Source organism: Rubrivivax soli, assembly GCF_049810355.1.
GTDB lineage: Bacteria > Pseudomonadota > Gammaproteobacteria > Burkholderiales > Burkholderiaceae_C > Rubrivivax.
The window spans coordinates 2,580,209-2,601,817 of the sequence record NZ_CP187368.1; the positions used below are offsets into that span (position 1 = coordinate 2,580,209).

At 70.9% G+C, this 21,609-nt stretch carries 25 protein-coding genes; 2 read left to right on the top strand and 23 right to left on the bottom strand.

Features of this window, described 5'->3' with window-relative positions; genetic code table 11:
• Positions 1-39: 39 nt before the first annotated feature.
• From nagZ to ACPOLB_RS11720, 22 genes are all read right to left on the bottom strand, one after another.
• Positions 40-1,107: a beta-N-acetylhexosaminidase gene (gene nagZ / locus ACPOLB_RS11615; protein ID WP_425261522.1), complete on the bottom strand. Its 1,068-nt coding sequence runs from the start codon at positions 1,105-1,107 to the stop codon at positions 40-42.
• Entirely contained in the window at positions 1,104-1,499 is a 396-nt protein-coding gene (gene acpS, locus ACPOLB_RS11620) for a holo-ACP synthase (RefSeq protein WP_425261523.1), read from the bottom strand. The genes nagZ and acpS overlap by 4 nt, the downstream gene beginning before the upstream one ends.
• A complete protein-coding gene (locus tag ACPOLB_RS11625) occupies positions 1,496-2,296 on the bottom strand; it encodes a pyridoxine 5'-phosphate synthase (protein ID WP_425261524.1) in 801 nt (266 codons plus the stop codon). Before ACPOLB_RS11625 ends, acpS begins: the two co-directional genes overlap by 4 nt.
• Positions 2,293-3,054 (bottom strand): DNA repair protein RecO, encoded by a 762-nt coding sequence (gene recO / locus ACPOLB_RS11630; RefSeq protein WP_425261525.1) that lies wholly within the window; start codon positions 3,052-3,054, stop codon positions 2,293-2,295. The genes ACPOLB_RS11625 and recO overlap by 4 nt, the downstream gene beginning before the upstream one ends.
• On the bottom strand, positions 3,047-3,961 hold the full coding sequence (gene era, locus ACPOLB_RS11635; RefSeq protein ID WP_425261526.1) for a GTPase Era: 915 nt from the start codon (positions 3,959-3,961) through the stop codon (positions 3,047-3,049). Before era ends, recO begins: the two co-directional genes overlap by 8 nt.
• A 26-nt stretch (positions 3,962-3,987) precedes the next feature.
• The gene (rnc, locus tag ACPOLB_RS11640; RefSeq protein WP_425261527.1) at positions 3,988-4,692 is read right to left on the bottom strand and encodes a ribonuclease III; all 705 of its coding nucleotides are present in this window, start codon (positions 4,690-4,692) and stop codon (positions 3,988-3,990) included.
• 4 nt (positions 4,693-4,696) lie between these two features.
• Complete coding sequence (locus ACPOLB_RS11645; protein WP_425261528.1) at positions 4,697-5,071, bottom strand: DUF4845 domain-containing protein; 375 nt, start codon at positions 5,069-5,071, stop codon at positions 4,697-4,699.
• A 25-nt stretch (positions 5,072-5,096) separates the two neighbouring features.
• Positions 5,097-6,065, bottom strand: a complete 969-nt coding sequence (lepB, locus tag ACPOLB_RS11650) for a signal peptidase I (RefSeq protein ID WP_425261529.1) — start codon at positions 6,063-6,065, stop codon at positions 5,097-5,099.
• A gap of 5 nt (positions 6,066-6,070) precedes the next feature.
• Positions 6,071-7,879, bottom strand: coding sequence for a translation elongation factor 4 (lepA, locus tag ACPOLB_RS11655; RefSeq protein WP_425261530.1), 1,809 nt, complete (start codon positions 7,877-7,879; stop codon positions 6,071-6,073).
• Between the two features lie 527 nt (positions 7,880-8,406).
• Positions 8,407-9,909, bottom strand: coding sequence for a DegQ family serine endoprotease (locus tag ACPOLB_RS11660; protein WP_425261531.1), 1,503 nt, complete (start codon positions 9,907-9,909; stop codon positions 8,407-8,409).
• 107 nt (positions 9,910-10,016) lie between these two features.
• On the bottom strand, positions 10,017-11,039 hold the full coding sequence (locus ACPOLB_RS11665) for a MucB/RseB C-terminal domain-containing protein (RefSeq protein ID WP_425261532.1): 1,023 nt from the start codon (positions 11,037-11,039) through the stop codon (positions 10,017-10,019).
• A gap of 16 nt (positions 11,040-11,055) precedes the next feature.
• Positions 11,056-11,727, bottom strand: a complete 672-nt coding sequence (locus tag ACPOLB_RS11670; RefSeq protein WP_425261533.1) for a sigma-E factor negative regulatory protein — start codon at positions 11,725-11,727, stop codon at positions 11,056-11,058.
• 51 nt (positions 11,728-11,778) lie between these two features.
• Positions 11,779-12,387, bottom strand: a complete 609-nt coding sequence (rpoE, locus tag ACPOLB_RS11675) for an RNA polymerase sigma factor RpoE (protein WP_425261534.1) — start codon at positions 12,385-12,387, stop codon at positions 11,779-11,781.
• Positions 12,388-12,843, bottom strand: coding sequence for a hypothetical protein (locus ACPOLB_RS11680; protein WP_425261535.1), 456 nt, complete (start codon positions 12,841-12,843; stop codon positions 12,388-12,390).
• A 15-nt stretch (positions 12,844-12,858) separates the two neighbouring features.
• Entirely contained in the window at positions 12,859-14,103 is a 1,245-nt protein-coding gene (gene fabF / locus ACPOLB_RS11685) for a beta-ketoacyl-ACP synthase II (protein WP_425261536.1), read from the bottom strand.
• Between the two features lie 8 nt (positions 14,104-14,111).
• Positions 14,112-14,351: an acyl carrier protein gene (gene acpP, locus ACPOLB_RS11690; RefSeq protein ID WP_046114670.1), complete on the bottom strand. Its 240-nt coding sequence runs from the start codon at positions 14,349-14,351 to the stop codon at positions 14,112-14,114.
• 86 nt (positions 14,352-14,437) lie between these two features.
• Positions 14,438-15,166 carry a 3-oxoacyl-ACP reductase FabG gene (gene fabG, locus ACPOLB_RS11695; protein ID WP_425261537.1) on the bottom strand — a complete coding sequence of 243 codons (729 nt, stop codon included), beginning with the start codon at positions 15,164-15,166 and terminating at the stop codon, positions 14,438-14,440.
• Positions 15,163-16,101: an ACP S-malonyltransferase gene (gene fabD / locus ACPOLB_RS11700; protein WP_425261538.1), complete on the bottom strand. Its 939-nt coding sequence runs from the start codon at positions 16,099-16,101 to the stop codon at positions 15,163-15,165. The genes fabG and fabD overlap by 4 nt, the downstream gene beginning before the upstream one ends.
• Positions 16,102-16,134: 33 nt before the next feature.
• On the bottom strand, positions 16,135-17,118 hold the full coding sequence (locus ACPOLB_RS11705) for a beta-ketoacyl-ACP synthase III (protein WP_425261539.1): 984 nt from the start codon (positions 17,116-17,118) through the stop codon (positions 16,135-16,137).
• Positions 17,115-18,146, bottom strand: a complete 1,032-nt coding sequence (plsX, locus tag ACPOLB_RS11710; protein WP_425261913.1) for a phosphate acyltransferase PlsX — start codon at positions 18,144-18,146, stop codon at positions 17,115-17,117. The genes ACPOLB_RS11705 and plsX overlap by 4 nt, the downstream gene beginning before the upstream one ends.
• A gap of 167 nt (positions 18,147-18,313) precedes the next feature.
• Positions 18,314-18,496, bottom strand: a complete 183-nt coding sequence (rpmF, locus tag ACPOLB_RS11715) for a 50S ribosomal protein L32 (protein WP_200226320.1) — start codon at positions 18,494-18,496, stop codon at positions 18,314-18,316.
• Positions 18,497-18,658: 162 nt separating this feature from the next.
• Positions 18,659-19,225: a YceD family protein gene (locus ACPOLB_RS11720; RefSeq protein WP_425261540.1), complete on the bottom strand. Its 567-nt coding sequence runs from the start codon at positions 19,223-19,225 to the stop codon at positions 18,659-18,661.
• A 39-nt stretch (positions 19,226-19,264) separates the two neighbouring features.
• On the opposite strand from ACPOLB_RS11720, the gene ACPOLB_RS11725 reads away from it, so the two are divergent.
• Both ACPOLB_RS11725 and ACPOLB_RS11730 read left to right on the top strand, forming a co-directional pair.
• Positions 19,265-19,876, top strand: a complete 612-nt coding sequence (locus ACPOLB_RS11725; RefSeq protein ID WP_425261541.1) for a Maf family nucleotide pyrophosphatase — start codon at positions 19,265-19,267, stop codon at positions 19,874-19,876.
• Positions 19,877-19,884: 8 nt separating this feature from the next.
• A complete protein-coding gene (locus tag ACPOLB_RS11730) occupies positions 19,885-20,646 on the top strand; it encodes an SAM-dependent methyltransferase (protein WP_425261542.1) in 762 nt (253 codons plus the stop codon).
• Here ACPOLB_RS11730 and ACPOLB_RS11735 read toward each other — a convergent pair whose 3' ends face one another.
• Positions 20,647-21,546, bottom strand: coding sequence for a carbohydrate kinase family protein (locus ACPOLB_RS11735; protein ID WP_425261543.1), 900 nt, complete (start codon positions 21,544-21,546; stop codon positions 20,647-20,649). It abuts the gene before it with no gap.
• Positions 21,547-21,609 lie beyond the last annotated feature (63 nt).

A 21,609-nucleotide genomic window follows, 5' to 3' on the forward strand; every position in this document is an offset into this window, starting at 1 on the left:
TCGACGGCTGATCCACCGCGGATCAGCGTCTGTCCAGCCTCAGGGCAGGCTTTCCAGCGCGTGCTGGTACGCCGCGTCGTGCATCAGGTCGTCCCAGCCCAGCGGCGGCGCCTGCGGCAGCAGCGCCAGCCGGCGCGCTTCGCTGTCGGGGTCGGGCGACCACAGGCCGCGCTGCGCGGCGTCGTCCAGGCCGTCGAGCAGTGCATCGACCGCGCTGCCGCCGTCCAGCGACTGGTTGCACAGCAGCACCAGGTCGCAGCCCGCCGACAGCGCCAGCGCCCCGGCCTCGGCGTACTGCAGCTCCACGCCGTCGACCTTGCGCGCGCCGGCCATGCTGAGGTCGTCGCTGAACACGGCGCCAGTGAAGCCGAGCTGGCTGCGCAGGATGTCCTTCAGCCAGCGGTCGGAGAAGCCCGCCGGGCGGTGGTCGACCTTGGGGTACACCACGTGCGCCGGCATCACCGACGCCAGGCTGGTGCTGAGCCATTCGTAGGGCCGCGCATCGTCGGCCAGGATCACCTTGAGCCAGCGTCGGTCGACCGGGATCTCGGTGTGGCTGTCGGCGGCAACGAAACCGTGGCCGGGGAAGTGCTTGCCGCAGTTGGCCATGCCCGCGCGCAGCAGGCCGTGCATCAGGCTCTTGGCCAGCATCGCCACGACGCGCGCGTCGCGGTGGAAGGCGCGGTCGCCGATGACGGTGCTGGGGCCGTGGTCGAGGTCGAGCACGGGCGTGAAGCTGAGGTCCACGCCGCAGGCGCGCAGCTCGGCGCCGAGCACGTGGCCGGCGGCGGTGGCGGCGTTGGTGGCGCGCAGTGCGTCCTGCATCCACAGCGTGCCCAGGTCGCGCATCGGCGGCAGGTGCGTGAAGCCGTCGGTGCGGAACCGCTGCACGCGGCCGCCTTCGTGGTCGACGCAGACCAGCACGTCGGGGCGCACGTCCTTGATGGCGGCGGTGAGCGCGGTGAGCTGGCGCCGGTCCTGCCAGTTGCGCGCAAACAGGATCAGGCCGCCCGTGAGCGGGTGCTTCAGGCGGCGGCGGTCGGCGGGCGTCAGCGTGGTGCCGGCGATGTCGAGCACGACGGGGGCGTGGGCGATGGCAGTGGTCATGTGGTTTCCACGACCACGAAGGACGCGGTGTAGTCGGTTTCGTCGGTCACGGTGACGTGGGCCACCAGGCCACGCTCGGCGCACCAGTCGGCCAGCACGCCGTGCAGCCGGATCACCGGCTTGCCGCTGGGCTCGTTCAGGATCTCGCAGGCGCGCCACGTCATCGGGTGGCGGATGCCCAGGCCGATGGCCTTCGAGAACGCCTCCTTGGCCGAGAAGCGCGTGGCCAGGTAACGCAGGCCGCGCGCGGGCGCGCGCGCCGTGCGGGCGCGCCAGACCTGCAGTTCGTTCGGGCCCAGCACGCGCTCGGCGAAGCGGTCGCCGCGGCGTTCCAGCGTGGCCCCGATGCGGCGGATGTCGCACAGGTCGGTGCCGATGCCGTAGACCGTCATGCGGGCCGTGCCTGGTGCGCCTGGCGGATGCAGCGCTGGTACGCGCGCACGGTCTCGGGCAGGCCGGTCTCCAGCGCGTCGGCGATCAGCGCATGGCCGATCGACACCTCCTGCACGCCGGGCACGGCGCGCAGGAAGTCGACCAGGTTGGGCTGGTTCAGGTCGTGGCCGGCGTTGACGCCCAGGCCGGCGGCCAGCGCGGCCTGCGCCGCCGCGGCGAAGGCGGCCAGTTGCTCGGCCTGCCGCGGCGTGCCGTGGGCCGCCGCGTAGGGCTCGGTGTAGAGCTCGACGCGGTCGGCGCCGACCGCCCGGGCCAGCGCCATCGCGGCCGGGTCGGCGTCCATGAACAGGCTCACGCGCGCGCCGAACGAATGCGCCTCGGCGATCAGCGGCCGCAGGCGCTCGCCGTCGGCGGCCAGGTCCCAGCCGTGGTCGGACGTGAACTGGCCTTCGCTGTCGGGCACGAAGGTCACCTGCTGCGGGCGCACGTCGCGCACGAAGGCCATCAGGTTGTGGAAGGGGTTGCCCTCGATGTTGTATTCGGCCTGCGGCCAGGCCCGCAGCAGCCGGGCCAGGTCGTGCACGTCCTGCGCGCGGATGTGGCGCTCGTCGGGCCGCGGATGCACGGTGATGCCATCGGCGCCGGCCTCCAGGCAGAGCGTGGCGGCACGCACGACGCTGGGGATGCCCAGGTGGCGTGTGTTGCGCAGCAGCGCGACCTTGTTGACGTTGACCGACAGCAGGGTGGCGCCGACGCCGCGCTGGTGGTCGGCGGCGGAGGTGACGAGCGGGTTCATGGCGTGCGGGCGGGGTCGAGCTTCTGCACGTCGACCATGACCTGTCGCGTGCGCAGCGTTGTGTGGCCCAGATGATAGTGAAGCAGGCTGCGCAGGGGCACACGCAACACGGCGGCCACCGGCGCGCAGGCGGCCCGCAGCGCCGCCGGATGGTCGTGTTCCAGCGCCGCGGCCAGCGCGACCCAGGTCTCGCCGCGCGGGCCCTCGGCGTCGGCGACCAGGCCGGCTTCGGCCTGCAGCGTGTAGCGGCGCTGCGGCGCCACGGGCTGCACGGTCAGCGTCTCGACCGCCAGGTCGGGCAGCAGCCCCAGTTCACGCAGCAGCAGCAGCTCGAAGGCCCGCAGCGCCGGCCCGTCGCCGTGCTGCGCGTCGGCCAGCGCCCCCAGCGTGTCGGCATAGGCGGCGTACAGCGCCGGGTGCGGGTCCTGGCGGGCCAGCAGCTTCAGCAGCAGCTCGTTGCAGTAGAAGCCCGAGAACAGCGCCGCCGAGGGCAGCATCGGCGCGCCGCCGGCCCACTCGGCGCTGCGCAGCAGGTGCACCTCGTTGGCGGCGTCGGCGGGTGTCTTGCCCAGCTGCACCAGCAGCGGCTGGAAGGGCAGCAGCACCGGCCGCAGCTGCGACGTCGGGCGCTTGGCGCCCTTGGCGGCCACGACGACGCGGCCGAGCTCGCGCGTGAAGAGTTCGACGATCAGGCTCGTCTCGCTCCAGTCGTGGCTGTGCAGGACGAAGGCGGCCAGCGTGGCCGCCGGCCTACTCATAACCGTAGCTGCGCAGGTGGCCTTCGTCGTCGGCCCAGCCGGAACGCACCTTGACCCAGAGTTCGAGGAAGACCTTGGCGTCGAGCAGGTGCTCGAGCTCCTGCCGCGCTTCGCTGCCGATGCGCTTCAGGCGCTCGCCGCCCTCGCCGATGATCATGCCCTTGTGCGCGTCGCGTTCGACGACGATGGTCGCGGCGATGCGGCGCAGGTTGCCTTCCTCCTCGAACTTGTCGATCACGACGGTCGAGGTGTAGGGCAGCTCGTCGCCGGTCAGGCGGAACAGTTTCTCGCGCACGATCTCGCTGGCCAGGAAGCGGTCGCTGCGGTCGGTGAGCGCGTCTTCATCGTGCAGCCAGGGCTGCACCGGCAGGTGCTTCTCGACGATGCCGAACAGCCGCTCGACGTCGGCCGTGCTGTTGGCCGACATCGGGAAGTACTCGGTGAACGGGTGGCGCTCCTGCATGCTCTGCAGCCAGGGCAGCAGGTCGCTGCGTCGGCGCACGGTGTCGAGCTTGTTCGGCACCAGGATCACCGGCTTGCCCTCGGGCACCATCGCCAGCACCTTGGCGTCGTCGAGCGTGAACTTGCCGGCCTCGACCATGAAGATCACCGCGTCCACGTCCGACAGCGCCGACTGCACGGTGCGGTTGAGGTTGCGGTTCATCGCGCCGCTGTGGCGCTTCATGTGGGTGGTCTGGAAGCCCGGCGTGTCGACGAAGATGAACTGGCTGGCACCCAACGTGCGGATGCCCGTGATGCGGTGCCGCGTCGTCTGCGCCTTGCGCGAGGTGATGCTGATCTTCTGCCCGACCAGGGCGTTCAGCAGCGTGCTCTTGCCGACGTTGGGACGGCCGACGATGGCCACCAGCCCGCAGCGTTGCGGGGCTTCTTGCTGTTCTTCAGTCATGGGGTTGCAGGCAGCGGGCGGCTGCGTCAGCTGCGGAGCGGTCCGCCGGGTTGGTCGCTGGCCTTGAGCTGCTCGAGCAGGCGCCGCGCGGCTTCCTGCTCGGCGGTGCGGCGCGATCGGCCTTCGCCGCGTTCGGCCAGGCCGAGCGCGGCCACGGCGCATTCGACGTCGAAGGTCTGGGCGTGCTTCTCGCCGCGCGTGGCGACGATGCGGTAGGCAGGCACCGGCAGCTTGCGCGCCTGCAGCCATTCCTGCAGCTCGGTCTTGGCGTCCTTGCTCCAGGCGTCGGCCTCGGTGGCGTCGATGACCTCGCCGAACAGGCGGCGCACCGCCGCCTGCGCGGGCTCGAAGCCGCCGTCGAGGAAGATGGCGCCGATCAGCGCCTCGACCGCGTCGGCCAGGATGGACGGCCGCAGCGCGCCGCCGCCGCGCATCTCGCCCTCGGACATGCGCAGCACCTCGGGCAGGCCCAGCGACAACGCCACGCGGTGCAGGCTGTCTTCGCGCACGAGGTGGGCACGCACGCGCGTGAGGTCGCCTTCGTCGCTGCCCGAGAAGCGCTCGAACAGCAGCGTCGAGACGGTGAGGTTCAGCACCGCGTCGCCCAGGAATTCCAGCCGCTCGTTGTGGTCGGCACCGAAGCTGCGGTGCGTGAGCGCCCGCGTGAGCAGGCGCGACTGGGTGAAGCGGTGGCCCAGGCGGCGCTGCAGGCCTTCGAGTCGCGACTCCATGGCGCTACTTGGAGCGGCCCTCGTACTTGAGCAGGATGTAGACCGGGCCCCAGATCGGCACTTCCTTGTTGTAGGCGTAGCTGATCACGACCTTCTCGTCTTCCTTGGTCACCTGCAGGTCCCGGCCGCTGATGGCGGAGATGGAGTACTCCACCTCCTTCTGGCGGTCGAACGCGGCGCGCGCCTCGGCCACCGTGGGCGGCTGCGCGGCGGCGACCTTCTCCACCGTGCGCTGGATGGTGGTGTATTCGTTGATGGTGGGCAGGATGCGCACCAGCAGATAGCCCACGAAGCCCAGCACGATGGCCCAGAACAGCAGGCCGAACAGGGTCACGCCGCGCTGCTGCGCGCGCGGTGCGCCGGGGTTGCGCAGCGTCATCGGACTCATGTGCCTCCAGCCTTGGTCAGCGGAACGGGCCGATGCGGCCCAGGTCGCCGAGGTTCATCCAGACGAAGAATGCCCGGCCGACGATGTTCTGGTCGGGCACAAATCCCCAGAAGCGCGAGTCTTGCGAATTGTCACGGTTGTCGCCCATCATGAAGTAATGGCCGGCCGGCACCTTGCAGGTCACGCCTTCGGCGGTGTAGCGGCAATTCTCGTGCATCGGGAAGGTCTTGGGCTCGGCACCGTTGTAGGCGGGCCGGCGCGGCTCGACCAGGATGCGGTGCTCGGCCGTGCCCAGCTTCTCGCTGAACATCGGCGCGTAGCGCAGGCTGTCCTCGTCGTAGAAGTCGCCCAGGCTCTGCACCGGCACCGGCTGGCCGTTGATGCTGAGCTTCTGGTTGACGTAGCTGACCTCGTCGCCGGGCAGGCCGACCACGCGCTTGATGTAGTCGACGCGCGGGTCCACCGGGTAGCGGAAGACCATGACGTCGCCACGCTGCACGGGATTGTTGTCGATGATCTTCTTGTTGATCACCGGCAGGCGAACGCCGTAGTGGTACTTGTTGACCAGGATGAGGTCACCCACCAGCAGCGTGGGAATCATCGAGCCCGACGGGATCTTGAACGGCTCGAACAGGAACGAGCGCAGCAGGAACACGACCAGGATCACCGGGAACAGGCCGGCGGTCCAGTCGAGCCACCACGGCTGCATCAGCAGCTTCTCGCGCGCGGCGCCGATGTCGCCATCGACCTTGGCGATGCCCTGCTGCGCCAGCTGCGCGCGGCGGGCCGCATCCTGCGCTTCCAGGTTGCGCGCCGCGGCCTCGCGCGCGGGCTTGAAGCGGAACCGCTCTGCCAGCCAGTACGCCATCGTGACCAGCGTCAGCATGAACAGCAGCAGCGAGAAGTTGCCCGTCCAGTGGCCGAGGAACCAGCCGCCCAGGTAGACGAGCAGGACGCCGTACAGGGCGCCGGTGAGTGCACTCATCAAGATCAGTCGTCCACTTGAAGGATGGCGAGGAAGGCTTCCTGCGGCACCTCGACGGAGCCGATCTGCTTCATGCGCTTCTTGCCCGCCTTTTGTTTCTCGAGCAGCTTCTTCTTGCGCGTGATGTCGCCGCCGTAGCATTTTGCCAGCACGTTCTTGCGCAGGGCCTTGATGTTCTCACGCGCGATGATGTTGGCGCCGATGGCGGCCTGGATCGCGACGTCGTACATCTGGCGCGGGATCTGTTCGCGCATCTTCGCGGCGACGGCGCGGCCGCGGTACTGGCTCTGCGCGCGGTGCACGATCATCGCCAGCGGGTCGACGCGGTCGCCGTTGATCATGATGTCGACCTTCACGACGTCGGCGGCACGGTACTCCTTGAACTCGTAGTCCATGCTGGCGTAGCCGCGTGACACCGACTTCAGCTTGTCGAAGAAGTCCAGCACGATCTCGGCCAGCGGCAGCTCGTAGGTCAGCATGACCTGCTTGCCGTGGTAGGCCATGTTCATCTGGATGCCGCGCTTCTGGTTGGCCAGCGTCATCACCGGGCCCACGCTGTCCTGCGGCATGTACAGGTGCACGGTGACGATGGGCTCGCGGATCTCGCGGATGCGCCCCAGGTCGGGCATCTTGCTCGGGTTCTCGACCTGGATCACGGTGCCGTCGTTCAGCTCGACCTCGTAGACCACGCTGGGCGCGGTGGTGACGAGGTCCTGGTCGAACTCGCGCTCCAGCCGTTCCTGCACGATCTCCATGTGCAGCAGGCCCAGGAAGCCGCAGCGGAAGCCGAAGCCCAGCGCCTGGCTCACCTCGGGCTCGAAGCGCAGGCTGCTGTCGTTGAGCTTGAGCTTCTCCAGCGCGTCGCGCAGCTGGTCGTACTCGCTGGCTTCGGTGGGGTACAGGCCCGCGAACACCTGCGGCTGGATCTCCTTGAAGCCCGGCAGCGCCTCGCTCGCGGGGCCGGCGTTGTTCGGCAGCTTCTTCTCCAGCGTGACGGTGTCGCCGACCTTGGCCGCCTGCAGTTCCTTGATGCCGGCGATCAGGAAACCCACCTCGCCGGCCTTCAGTTCCTCGCGCGGCACCGACTTGGGCGTGAAGACGCCGATCTGCTCCAGCGGATAGACGGTGTTGGTCGCCATCATGCGGATGCGGTCGCCCTTGCGCAGCACGCCGTCGACCACACGCACCAGCATCACGACGCCGACGTAGTTGTCGAACCAGCTGTCGATGATCATCGCGCGCGGCGCACCGTCTGGGTTGCCGCGCGGCGGCGGCATGCGGTGGATCACCGCCTCGAGGATCTCGTCGATGCCCATGCCGGTCTTGGCCGAGCACGGGATGGCGTCGGTGGCGTCGATGCCGATGACGTCCTCGACCTCGGCCTTGGCATTCTCGGGATCGGCCTGCGGCAGGTCCATCTTGTTCAGCACCGGCACGACCTCGACGCCCAGGTCGAGCGCGGTGTAGCAGTTCGCCACCGTCTGCGCCTCGACGCCCTGCGACGCGTCCACCACCAGCAGCGCTCCTTCGCAGGCACTCAGCGAGCGGCTCACCTCGTACGAGAAGTCGACGTGCCCCGGCGTGTCGATGAGGTTCAGGTTGTAGACCTGGCCGTCGCGTGCCTTGTAGGCCAGCGCCGCGGTCTGCGCCTTGATCGTGATGCCGCGTTCGCGCTCGATGTCCATCGAGTCGAGCACCTGCGCCTCCATCTCGCGGTCAGACAGGCCGCCACAGCGCTGGATGAGGCGATCGGCCAGCGTGCTCTTGCCGTGGTCGATGTGGGCGATGATGGAGAAATTGCGGATGTTGTTCATGACCTGCGATGCGAACCTCCTGCGCAGGCGTCAACGGCGAACACCGCTGCGCCGACACCGGCTCTGCGCTGCAGAGTCGGGGGCAGCGGACCTGCCCGGCGGGAGGCAAAAAAAAGGCACGTCGAAGTGGTGACGCGCCTTCCAACAGAACGTTTGGCAACTGCTTGTTGGGCCACCATTGTAGCCAAAAGCACCCGGCTGGAACCCGCGCCAATGCTTGATGTCCGGCCGTTGCAGTGCGCCAACACGGAAATCGATCAACAGCTTATCCACAGGCTTGTGGGCAGGCTGTGGATCGTGCGGCGAGGTGTCAGATCGGCCCGCACAAGCTGGTAAAACTGAGCGACGACGCGCCGATTCTAGTCCCCTGCTGCGGGAATCGCCGGATCGGCCGTATTGAAGTGGGCAGTCGCTGACAAACCAAGCGTCCGGGCTGCGGTGACCAGTGTTCGCGGTGCGTCCGGAGATCCTGCAATGCGAAAAGACCCGCCGCGCAGCTCAGGTAGCGGCGGGTCCGGGGGCCTGGTTCAGCGGTTCGGCCGGATCACGAAGTAGTTCACCCACTCGCCGCGCCGGACGAGCACGCTGACGGCACGGGCCTTCTCCGCCTTGGCCGCCAGGCCCTGGAACTGCTTGCTGTCGGTGATCTCGGTGTTGTCCATCGACAGGATCACGTCGCCCTCGCGCAGTCCGGCGCGCGCCGCGGCCCCGTCCACCGCATCCACGCGCACGCCGCCGCGCACGCGCAGTTCCTTCTTCTGCGCCTCGCTGAGGTCGGCCACCGACAGGCCGAGTGCCGTCTTCGCCACGGGCGGCGCCGTGCCGGGTTCGGCCTGGGCGCGGCGGGTGGGCGTGTCGGCCTCGAACTCGGCCACCGTCACGCCGACGTCGCGCGTGCTGCCGCGGCGGAAGATCTGCAACGTCGCCTTCGAGCCCGGCTTCGTGCCGCCGATGATGCGCGGCAGGTCGGCGGAACGGTCGACCGGCTTGCCGTCGACCTTGGTGATGATGTCGCCGGCCTCGATGCCGGCCTTGTCGGCCGGACCGTCCTTCTCGACGCTGCGCACCAGGGCGCCGGCGGCCTTGCCCAGGCCGATGGACTCGGCCACTTCCTTGGTGACCGGGGCGATCTGCACGCCGATGCGGCCACGGATGACACGCCCGCTGGTGCGCAGTTGGTCGGCCACGCGCATCGCGTCGTCGATCGGGATCGCGAAGCTGATGCCCATGAAGCCGCCCGAGCGGCTGTAGATCTGCGAGTTGATGCCGACCACCTCGCCGCGCAGGTTCAGCAGCGGGCCGCCCGAGTTGCCCGGGTTGATGGCCACGTCGGTCTGGATGAAGTTCAGGTACTCGCCCGTGTCGCGCTGCTTGGCGCTGACGATGCCGGCGGTGACGGTGTTGTCCAGGCCGAAGGGCGAGCCGATGGCCATCACCCATTCGCCGACCTTGAGCCGGTTCACGTCGCCGATCTTCACGGTGGGCAGGCCGGTGGCCTCGACCTTCACGACGGCGACGTCGGTGCGCGCGTCGGCACCGACGATGCGTGCCTTCAGCTCGCGCTTGTCGGTGAGCGTGACGATCACTTCGTCGGCACCGTCGACCACGTGGGCGTTGGTCATGATGAAGCCGTCGGCCGTGAGCACGAAGCCCGAGCCGACGCCACGCTGCTGCTGCGGCGCTTCTTCGCTGTCGGGACCGCCGCGGCGCTGCTCCGGCCGCTGCTGGCCGTCGGGCCGGTTGGGAATGGGAATGCCGAATCGACGGAAGAAGTCTTCCAGGTTCGGGTCCATGCCGCCGCCCTGCGCGCCGCGGTTGCGTGCCCGCTCGGTGGTGCGGATGTTGACGACGGCAGGGCCGACGCGCTCGGCCAGCTCGCTGAAGTCGGGCAGCTGCACCGTCGGCGTGGCGGCCTGCGTGTGCCCGGTCGCGGGCCAGAGCGCAGCCCCGGCCAGCAGCAGCGATGCCAGCCCCAGCGCGGCGCGCCGGGTCCAGGGGGCGGGGGTGCGGGAAGTAGCGGTCCGGTTCATGGCGTGGAGCGGGTCCAGTGCAGGTTGGCGATGGAGGAAGAGGCAGGGAACGGGCAAGGAAGGAGCAGGGAACGGGCAGAGGTGCGCGACGCAGCCCCAGATGGGGCTCAGCGCCGGCGCTGCAAGGCGTCGGCGAAGGCCTTCAGCGTGGCGGCAGGCACGTCGCCCATCACGGTGATCCAGTGCTGGTCGCGGCGCTGGCGCAGCGTGGCCGTGGCGCCGATCTGCGCGCTGAGGTCGGTGAACTTGGCCCGGCGCGGCGCGTTGGGTTCGATGAAGACCGAGACGTGCGTCAGCCCGTCGGAGAACACGGCCTGCAGCACCTGCGCATCGGCGCTGGCGGGGCCATCGGCCGCCACGGTCTCCAGCGGCCGCTTCACGCAGCCGCTGAGCTGGAATCCGGGCACGGGTTTCTCCAGTGTCCAGCCTTCGGCGTCGAGTTGCGTGTGCTGCTGCTCCGGCCGCACGACGCGGTAACCGTCGAACTTCTTCATCGGTTGCGTCACCGAGTCGGCCTGCGGGCGCACGCCCACCTCGACCTCGGAGAACGCCGCCGACTCCAGCACCGCGCGCTGCGGGCCGATGACGTCGGCCCGCAGCATCAGGCCGGTGGCCTTGTCGGCCCACAGGCGCTGCGCATAACGCAGCTCGTCGCGCGGGCGCAGCAGGAAGACCTGGGCGTCGCGTCCTGCGACACGCTCGACGCCTTCGCGCAGCAGCTCGTACTGCTCCAGCGCACGCGGCTCCACGGCAGCGCGCGACGACGGCAGCCGGCTGATCGGCGTGCGCTTCTCGACGACCACGATGCGCTGCTGCGGCCACACCGTGTGCACGGCGTCGCCGACCCGGTAAACACGCTGCTGGCGGCCATCGAGTGCCTCCAGGCGCTCGAAGGTCTGCTCGCCGACGCTGAAGTGCGCCACGCGCGAGCTCGACAGCATGCCACCGGCAGCGCTGACGACCATCGTGCCCTGGTAGTTGCGCTGCTGCGCCGCGGCGTGGATGCGCGCCAGCCACGCACGCGCATCGGCCGGCTCGGCGCCGGCCGCGGGCGCCTGCGCCTGGGCGGCTGCCACCGGCAGCAGCAGCGATGCCGCGGTGACGATGGGAATCCAGAGACGACGGCGCATGGACGCTGGCTGCCTTTCAGCGCACGGCCGACGCCGGCACGGCGGCCGCCGGGCCCTCGGGCTCCAGCGTGGCGATGTTGCGGGGCACACCGCCCGGCAGCGCCACCGGGGCGCCGCCCATGGCCTCGCGGTGGGCGCGCAGGTAGGCGTCGAGCTGCGCGTCGCGGATGACACGGCCCTCGACGACCAGCGTGCCGGCCGCCGCGCCCTGCCCGCCCGTCAGGCGGATGCCGGACTGGGCCGACGGGCCGCCGATCACCAGCAGCGGCGCCTCGGCCTCGCCCGGCCCGGCCATGCGTGCAACGACCAGCACGCCCGCCACGGCCATGAAGCCGGCGGCCACCGCCGCGGGCGTCACCCACGCATGGCGGCGGCGTGCCGCCGCAGGCGCCAGCGCCTGCAAGGCCGCAGGCGTCGGCGCAGGCGCCAGGACCACCGGCTCGTCGGCCAGCCGTGCCCGCAGCGCGTCGAGGAACGCGACGTCGCGCGCGGGCTGCACCGCCAGGTCGTCCGAGCGCAACACGTCGCCGATCAGGTGGTAGGTGTGCCAGGTCGCCCGTGCCTGGGCGTCGTCGCGCCACAGTTCGCACCCCGGCAGCGCGCTGTCGGCCTCGCCGTCGGCCAGCGCAGACAGCAGCGCGCGGCGTTCTTCGTCGTGGGCATCGGCACGTTCAGCAGATGGGGTCATGGCAGATCACGGCAGGTGGAGGGTGGGAACGGCGGGCAGGTCATCGGCGTGTCACCAGCGGGCGCCGTCGCGTGTGTCGAGCAGCGGCCGCAGCCGGGCTGCGATCGCCTCGCGGGCGCGGAAGATGCGCGAGCGCACCGTACCGATGGGGCAGTTCATGAAGTCGGCGATCTCTTCGTAGCTCAGGCCCTCGATCTCGCGCAGCGTGATCGCCTGGCGGAGGTCTTCCGACAAGGCTTCGATGGCTGCGTTGACGGCGGCCGCCACTTCCTTGCTGGCCAGCAACGCCTCGGGGGTCTCACCGTCGCTTAGTGTGCTTTCGGCGGGGGAAGTTTCGTCGCCGTCCTCGCGGGATGCCAACGATGCCTCGGAAACCAGCGGATCGCGCTTGAGTTCGACCAGCGCCTTCTTCGCCGTGTTCACCGCGATGCGGTACAGCCAGGTGTAGAACGCGCTCTCGCCGCGGAACTGCGGCATCGCGCGGTAGGCGCGGATGAACGTTTCCTGGGCGATGTCGGGCACGAGGTCGACGTCACGCACCATGCGGCCGATCAGGCGCTCGATGCGCCGCTGGTACTTGACGACCAGCATCTCGAACGCCCGCACGTCGCCGAGCTTGACTCGGTCGACCAGCAAGGCGTCGGCATCGGCTTCGGACATTCAGTCGGGCGGCCGGACCGGCATGCGGGATGCGGTCGGCGGGGCGTGGGCAGCGGGCGAATATAGCGCGGCGCGCAAGGCCCGCCATGCCGGACCGGCTTCGGCCGCCGGCACGGCGAGCCAGCGCGTGCCAGCCACCGCGCCACCCGGCAAGGCGCGCAGCCGCAGCAGCAGCCAGCGTGGCAGGTCGAGCATCAGGTCGGCGGCCACCGGGACGCCGTCGAGCCGCCATGCCTCCCCGTCCCAGGCCAGGTGCGCCGGCTGCGGCCGCACCAGCCGCCATGCCGACAGCGCCGCCGCGCCGGCAGCACCCAGCGCGAACCAGCCGGGCTGCATCAGATGCAGCAGCGCCCACAACGCCAGCGCGCCGCCAGCGGCTGCCGCGAGCAGCACGTGCAGCCAGCGCCAGGCGCCGGCGCCGGACAGCGTCACGCCGACCGCAGGGGCCTGCTTCACGCCGGCCGCCCCGGATCAGACGCGCTTGAAGACCAGCGTGCCGTTGGTGCCGCCGAAGCCGAAGTTGTTCTTCACCGCCACGTCGATCCGCATCTGCCGCGCCGTGTTGGCGCAGTAGTCGAGATCGCACTCGGGGTCGGGCGTTTGCAGGTTGATCGTGGGCGGCGACACCTGGTGGTGCAGCGCCAGCACGGTGAACACCGACTCGATGCCACCGGCGCCGCCAAGCAGGTGGCCGGTCATCGACTTGGTGGAGTTCACCACCATCTTGCCGGCGTGGTCGCCAAACGCCTTCTTGATGGCGTTGGTCTCGTTCACGTCGCCCAGCGGCGTGGAGGTGCCGTGGGCGTTGAGGTAGTGCACCTCGTCGGCGTTGATGCGCGCGTTGCGCAGCGCGGCCAGCATCGAGCGCTTCGGGCCGTCGACATTCGGCGCCGTCATGTGGAAGGCGTCGGCCCCCATGCCGAAGCCGGCCAGCTCGGCGTAGATCTTCGCGCCCCGCCGCTTCGCGTGTTCGTACTCCTCGAGCACCAGCACGCCGGCGCCCTCGCCGAGCACGAAGCCGTCGCGGTCCTTGTCCCAGGGCCGCGACGCACCCTGCGGGTCGTCGTTGCGCGTGGACAGCGCACGCGCCGCCGCGAAGCCGCCGATGCCCAGCGGCGACACCGTGCTCTCGGCACCGCCGGCAACCATCACGTCGGCATCGCCGTACTCGATCATGCGGCCGGCCTCGCCGATGCTGTGCAGGCCGGTGGTGCAGGCCGTCACGATGGCCAGGTTCGGCCCCGTGAAGCCGAATCGGATCGAGACGTGGCCCGAGATCATGTTGATGATCGAGGCCGGCACGAAGAAGGGCGAGATGCGGCGCGGGCCGCGTTCGCGGTACTCGCCGTCGGTCTGCTCGATCATCGGCAGGCCGCCGATGCCCGAGCCCACCATCACGCCGATGCGCTCGGCCGTGACTTCGGTGAGCGCGTCACCGACCGGCAGGCCGGCGTCCTGCACGGCCTGGATGGACGCCGCCATGCCGTAATGGATGAAGGTGTCCATGTGCCGGGCCTCTTTGGCCGGCATGTAGGTCTCGACGTCGAAGCCCTTGACCTCGCCGGCGAAGCGGCAGGCGAAGGCCGAGGCATCGAACTTCGTGATGTTCGCGATGCCCGAACGCCCCGCGACCAGGTTGGCCCAGCCTTCGGCCACGGTGTTGCCCACCGGGCTGACGAGCCCGAGCCCAGTGACGACGACGCGACGACGAGACATCGGAACCGTCAGGCCTTCTGGTGGTTGACCGCGTAGTCGATGGCGAGCTGCACCGTGGTGATCTTCTCGGCCTCTTCGTCCGGGATCTCGATGCCGAACTCGTCCTCGAGGGCCATCACCAGTTCCACCGTGTCGAGCGAGTCGGCACCCAGATCGGCCACGAAGGCCTTCTCGTTGGTGACGTCGGACTCGGGCACGCCGAGTTGCTCGGCGATGATCTTCTTGACACGCGCTTCAATATCGCTCATGACTCCTCCAGGAGTGGGATCGGAAAACAGCCCGCGATTCTACCGGTGGGGCAAGAGCCGGGTTTCAGGGACGGCGGCAGTCCTGTTCAGGACATGTACATGCCGCCGTTGACGTGCAGTTCGGTGCCGGTGATGTAGCCCGCGAGCGGGCTGCACAGGAAGGCCACCGCGTGCGCGATCTCCTCCGGCTGGCCCAGGCGCCCGAGCGGGATGCTGGCCAGCAGCGCCGTCTTCTGCGCCTCGGCCAGGCCGTCGGTCATGTCGGTGGCGATGAAGCCCGGCGCGACGCAGTTCACCGTGATGTTGCGGCTGCCGAGCTCGCGCGCCAGCGCCCGCGTCATGCCGGCCACGCCAGCCTTCGCCGCGGCGTAGTTGGCCTGGCCGGGGTTGCCGGCCGCGCCGACCACCGACGTGATGTTGACGATGCGCCCGTAGCGCTGCTTCATCATCGTGCGCATCACGCCACGGCTGAGGCGGAACACCGCCTTCAGGTTGGTGTCGAGCACGGCGTCCCAGTCGTCGTCCTTCAGGCGCGCCGCGAGCATGTCGCGCGTGATGCCGGCGTTGTTCACCAGCACGTGCAGGCCGCCGTGTTCCTTCACGATGGCCTCGATGGTGGCTTCCACCGCAGCGCCGTCGGTGACGTTCAGCATGCGGCCTTGCACGCCCGGCAGCGCCTGGGCGATGGCGGCGGCGCCGGCCTCGGTGGTGGCGGTGCCGACGACACGAAAGCCCTGGGCGGCCAGCGTGGCGGCGATGGCGCGGCCAATGCCACGCGATGCACCGGTGACCAGCGCGACCTGTTGTTCGCTCATGCCAGGAGTCCCTTCGTGGTGGCCAGCGTGGCCGGATCGAGCACGTGGCCGGGCACGGCCGTGGGGTCGATGCGGTTGACCATGTTGCCGAGCACGCGGCCGGGACCGCACTCGATGATGTGGGTGAGCCCGCGCGCGCGCAGCGCCTGCACCACCTCGACCCAGCGCACCGGCCCGTAGGCCTGGCGCACCAGCGCGTCGCGGATGCGGGCCGGGTCGGACTCGACGGCGACGTCGATGTTGTTGACGACCGGAATGCGCGGCGCGGCCAGCGGCACCGCGGCCAGGCGCTCGTGCAGTTGATCGGCAGCGGGCTTCATCAGTGCCGAGTGGAACGGCGCCGACACCTGCAGCGGCACCTGGCGCTTGGCGCCGGCGGCCTTCAGCAGCACGCCGGCGGCATCCACGCCGGCCTTCGAGCCGGCGATCACGGTCTGCTTGGGGTCGTTGAAATTGGCGGCGGACACGGTCTCGCCGCTTTCGGCGGCCGCCTGCACGCACAGGCGTTGCACGGTGGCGCCGTCCAGGCCCAGCACCGCCACCATGGCGCCGGTGCCCACCGGCACCGCGTCCTGCATGGCCTGCGCGCGGAAGCGCACCAGCGGCACGGCATCGGCCAGCGCCAGCGCCTCGGCGGCGACCAGCGCGCTGTACTCGCCCAGCGAGTGCCCGGCCACGGCACCGGGCGCGGCACCGCCCTCGGCACGCCAGGCGCGGTAGATGGCCACCGAGGCCACCAGCATCACGACCTGCGTGTTGACGGTGAGCGCCAGCTTGTCGGCCGGACCTTCGCGGATGAGGCGGCCGATGTCGAGGTCGATGGCGTTGGAGGCTTCGGCGACGGTGGCGCGCACCGCGGGGTGCTCGCCCCAGCTGTCGAGCATGCCGACCGATTGCGATCCCTGTCCGGGAAAGACGAACGCGAACTCAGCCATGTGGGTGTCTCCTGCTTGTTGTCGCGTGCCGCGTCAGAAGTCGAGCAGCACGGCGCCCCAGGTGAAGCCGCCGCCCACGCCTTCCAGCAGCACGGTGTCGCCGCGCTGCACGCGGCCGCTGCGCACGGCCACGTCCAGCGCCAGCGGCACCGAGGCGGCCGAGGTGTTGCCGTGTTCGTCGACCGTCACCACGAGCTTGTCGGACGGCAGCTTCAGCTTCTTCGCCGTCCCGTTCATGATGCGGATGTTGGCCTGGTGGGGGATCAGCCAGTCGATGTCTTCCTCGGTCCGGCCGGCCTTGGCGAGCACGGCGCGTGCCGCGCTCTCCAGCACGCCCACGGCAAGCTTGAACACGGCCTGCCCGTCCATCTTGAGCAGCGGGTCGCCCAGCACCTGCCCGCCCGAGACCGTGCCCGGCACGCAGAGAATGCCGACGTGGCGGCCGTCGGCATGCAGGTCGCTGGCGAGGATGCCGGGCGTCTCGCTGGCTTCCAGCACCACGGCGCCGGCGCCGTCACCGAACAGCACGCAGGTCGTGCGGTCGTTGAAGTCGAGGATGCGCGAGAAGACTTCCGCGCCCACCACCAGCGCGCAGCGGGCGCTGCCGGCGCGCACCATCGCGTCGGCGACCGACAGCGCGTAGACGAAGCCCGAGCACACGGCCTGCAGGTCGAAGGCAGCGCAGCCGGCCACGCCCAGCTTGTGCTGCAGGATCGCGGCGGTGGACGGGAACACCATGTCCGGCGTGGACGTGGCGACGATGATGAGGTCGAGGTCCGCGGCAGTGCGGCCGGCGGCTTCGAGCGCGTGGCGCGCGGCCTGCAGGGCCAGGTCGCTGGCGTTGATGCCATCGGCCGCGAAGTGGCGGGCGCGGATGCCGGTGCGCTCGACGATCCAGGCGTCGCTGGTCTCGATGCCGCGCGCGGCGAGCATCGCGGTCATGTCGTCGTTGCTCAGGCGGCGCGGCGGCAGGTGGCTGCCGGTGCCGGTGATGCGGGAATGCAGGGGTGCGGTCATGCGGCTTCCTGGGCTGCGGCGTCGCCCGAGGGCATGGCCTGCAGCGTCTGCGCGATGCGGTCGTGCACCCGGTCCAGCAACCGGTTGCGCGCGGCATCATAAGCCCGGTCCAGCGCGCAGCCGAAAGCCAGCGCATCCGAGGAGCCGTGGGCCTTGAACACCAGCCCGCGCAACCCCAGCAACGCGCCGCCGCTGTAGCGCCGGTGGTCGACGCGGTCCTTGAAGCGCTTGAGCACCGGCAGCGCCACCAGTGCCGCCAGCTTGGCCAGCGGGGTGCGCGTGAACTCTTCCTTGATCATCTGCGTCAGCATGCCGGCCAGGCCTTCGCTGGTCTTCAGCGCCACGTTGCCGACGAAGCCGTCGCACACGACGAGATCGGTCGTGCCCTTGAAGATGTCGTTGCCTTCGACGTTGCCGTGGAAGTTCAGGTGCCCGCCGGCCGCAGCGGTGCGCAGCAGCTCGCCGGCACGCTTGATCACCTCGTTGCCCTTGATCTCTTCCTCGCCGATGTTGAGCAGCCCGACGCTGGGCTCGGCGATGCCGTCCAGCGCCGTGACGAGCGCGCTGCCCATCACCGCGAACTGCAGCAGGTGCTCGGCCGTGCAGTCGACGTTGGCGCCCAGGTCCAGCACCTTCGTGAACCGCCCCTTCGCGTTGGGCAGCAGTGCCGCGATGGCGGGGCGGTCGATGCCGTCGAAGGTCTTGAGCACGTAGCGAGACACCGCCATCAGCGCGCCGGTGTTGCCGGCAGAGACGGCGGCCTGCGCGGCCGCGGCGCCGCCCTGTTCGGCCTTCAGCTGGCGCACGGCCACGCGCATGGACGAGTCGCGCTTCTTGCGCAGGGCCACTTCGATGGGGTCGTCCATCGCCACCACCTCGGTGGCGACGACGCAGCGGGTGCGCGGCCAGCCTGCGGCGCCGGCCAGTGCCTCGGCGGTGCCGACCAGCACGAGCTCGGCAGTGGCGTGGCGCTCGAGGAAATCGCGGCAGGCCGGCAGGGTGACCGACGGACCGTGGTCGCCGCCCATGCAATCGACGGCGATGCGCACCTGCGGCAGCGGATCCAGGACGGGGGGCGGTGACACGGGCGTCTAGGCCCAGGCGTGGAGCGCAGCCACGACCGGAAGCGCGGCCGGGGGCGCAAGCGTGGGCATGTGCGCAGGCTGGCGCGGCGCGCCGGCCCGCGTCCGGGCAATCAGGCGTCGGCCTTGGTCTTCAGGACCTTGCGGCCGCGGTAGAAGCCGGTCGGGCTGATGTGGTGGCGCAGATGCACTTCGCCGGTGGTCGGCTCGAGTGCCGTGCCGGGGGCGGCGACGGCGTTGTGCGAGCGATGCATGCCGCGCTTGGACGGCGACTTCTTGTTCTGCTGAACGGCCATGAAATTCTCCTGGAAACGGTGCCCCCGTCAGTGCAGGCGGCATGACAGGCAACGGCACCTGCCGGATCGGGTCGACGCGGGCGCGCAGGCCGCCCACGTGGGCTCGGTGCCTTCGCAAAGCCCGCCAGTATAGCACGCCGCCTGCAGCAAGGCGCATCACGATCAGCCGCCGGGAGGCGGGCGCTTCAGGGCGGCGAGCGCCGCGAACGGGTTGGGTGCGTCGTCCTCGATCGCCTCCTCGCCCACGCTGGTGGGCAGCGGCTGCGGGCAGGCGTCGTGCCGCGGCACCAGTGGCAGCGCCAGGATCAGTTCGTCCTCGAGCAGTTCCTGCGCGTCCAGGCTGCGCGGCAGGACCAGCACGTCGTCCTCGCTGGCCTCGTCCAGCCGCTCGGCTTCCTCCTCGGTGGCGACGAAGCGGAACCAGCGCGCCACCGCCAGCGGCGCGTGCAGCGGCTGCAGGCAGCGCTGGCACTGCAGCCAGACCGCCGTCTCGGCCTGCAGGTGCAGCCAGACCTCGGGCTCGCCGCCCGTCACCGGCCGCTGCTCGCCGCGCGCCGACCAGGCCACGGGCGGCAGCGCGCCGTCGCCCGGCAACGCCAGCGTGCTCTCGGCCAAGCGTGGCAGGTCCGCCTGCGGCAGCGTGCCCTGCAGGGCCGCGGCTGCCGCGGCGAAGGCCCGCACGTCGAGCCGACGCGCCTCGAACGGTCGTTCCTTGCGATCTTTGGACATGGTCGGCGGCAGTGTAATGGCGGGCTGCCGGCGGACCCGATGGGACAATCCTGGCCCATGACACCTCCGCTGATCCTGGGCTCGACCTCGCGCTACCGCCGCGACTTGCTGCAACGCCTGCGGCTGTCCTTCGACGTGGTCTCGCCGAACGTCGACGAGACACCGCTGGCCGGCGAGGCGCCCGCCGCACTGGCATTGCGGCTGGCGCTCGCCAAGGCGCAGGCCGTGGCCGCGCTGCACCCGCAGGCGGTGGTGATCGGCTCCGACCAGGTGGCCGACCTCGACGGCAGCCCGATCGGCAAGCCCGGCACGCACGCACGCGCCACCGAGCAGCTGCAGCGCATGCGCGGCCGCGAGGTCGTGTTCCAGACCGCCGTGGCCGTGGTGCGGGCCGACACCGGCTACGCGCGCGCGCTGCTGGCGCCGGTGCGGGTGCGGTTCCGGGATCTGTCCGACGCCGAGATCGAGCGCTACCTGCGGCTGGAGGAGCCCTACGACTGCGCCGGCAGCGCCAAGAGCGAGACGCTGGGCATCGCGCTGCTGGCGGCGATCGAATCCGATGACCCGACGGCACTGGTCGGCCTGCCGCTGATCCGCACCTGCGCGCTGCTGCGCGACGCCGGACTGGACCCGCTGGCAGCGGCCGCATGACGGCGCCGATGCCACCCGCGCCCGGCACCCTGCTGCTGGTGCCGAACACGCTGGACCTCGGCGCCGAGGCCGGCGACCTGCAGGAGGTGCTGCCGCTGGGCGTGCTGCGCCGCGCCGCGGCGCTGCAGCACTGGGTGGCCGAGGACGCGCGCAGCGCGCGGGCGCTGCTCAAGCGCATCGACGCCGTCGTGCCGCTGGCGCAGCCGCTGCAGGCCACGAACATCGTCGAGCTGCCGCGGCCGCGCAAGGGCAGCCGCGAGAGCGTGCCGGCGGCGGCCTGGTCGGCCCTGCTGCAGCCGGCGCTCGACGGGCACGACCTCGGGCTGCTGTCGGAGGCCGGCCTGCCGGCGGTGGCCGACCCCGGCAGCGCGCTGGTCGCGGCCGCCCACGCCGCCGGCGTGCCGGTGCAACCGCTGGCCGGTGCCAGCGCCTTGCTGCTGGCGCTGGCCGCCAGCGGCCTGAACGGCCAGAGCTTCGCCTTCGTCGGCTACCTGCCGCAGGACGCGGCGGCGCGCACGGCGCGCCTGCGCGAGCTGGAGGCGTTGTCGCGGCGCCTGCAGCAGACGCAGCTGTTCATCGAGACGCCGTACCGCAATCCGGCGCTGCTGGCGGCGCTGCTGGCGACGTTGGCGCCGGGCACGCGGCTGTCGGTCAGTTGCGGCCTCACGCTGCCCGGTGGCTGGACCCGCAGCGACACCGTGGCCGGCTGGCGCACCCGAGCGCGGGAGCTGCCCGACCGCGTGCCGGCAGTGTTCGGCCTGCTCGGCTGATCAGGACAGCTCGGCGCGGCGCGGCAGGTCCGCGCCGCGCCGGCCGCAGGTGATCGCCGCCGCGCGGACCGCGAAGTCGAGCGCGGCGCGCAGCGCCTGCGCGTTCCAGTCGCGCACGCCTGCGGGCGACAGCCGGCCCTCTTCGGCCAGCCAGGTCAGCAGCGCGGCCTGGAACGTGTCGCCGGCGCCTACCGTGTCGACCACCACCACCGGCTGCGGCGCCGCGCGCACGTGCACGCCGGGCGCCCAGGCTTCGGCGCCGTCGCCCCCGCGCGTCACCACGACCAGCGGCACGCCCTGCTCGAGCCAGGCCTGCGCCAGCGCCGCGATCTCCACCCCCGGGAACAGCAGCCCGAGGTCTTCGTCGCTGACCTTCAGCAGGTGGGTGCGCGGCACCATCCAGGCCAGCGCCTGGCGCCACACCTGCAGGTCGGGCTCGACGTTGAGGCGGATGTTCGGGTCGTACGCGATCAGGCTGTGGCGATGCGCGCGCTCGACCAGCGCGCGCTGCGTCGCCGCCACCGGCTCGACCACCATCGCATACGAGCCGAACTGGAAGGCCCGCGCGGCGGCCGGCACGCAATCGAGCGCCGACAGCGGCATCAGCCGGTCGGCACAGCCTGCGCCGTAGAAGGCGTACGAGGGCACGCCGCGGGTGTCCAGGCCAACCAGGCTCAGCGTGGTGGGCGCATCCAGCACCGGCGCGCAGTCGGTGGCGATGCCCTCGGCCTGCAGGGCCCGGAGCAGGCGCTGGCCGAGGAATCCGCTGGACAGCGCGCCGAAGAAGGCCACCGGCTGACCCAGCCGCGCCAGGCCCAGCGCCACGTTGAACGGCGAACCGCCGATGCGCGCGTCCATCGCCATGCCCGTGGCCGTGTCGCCGGCCGCGAACACATCCATCAAGGCTTCCCCACACACCACGAACATCGTCTTGTCCTTGCCGGCCGACGGGGCCGGATGGCG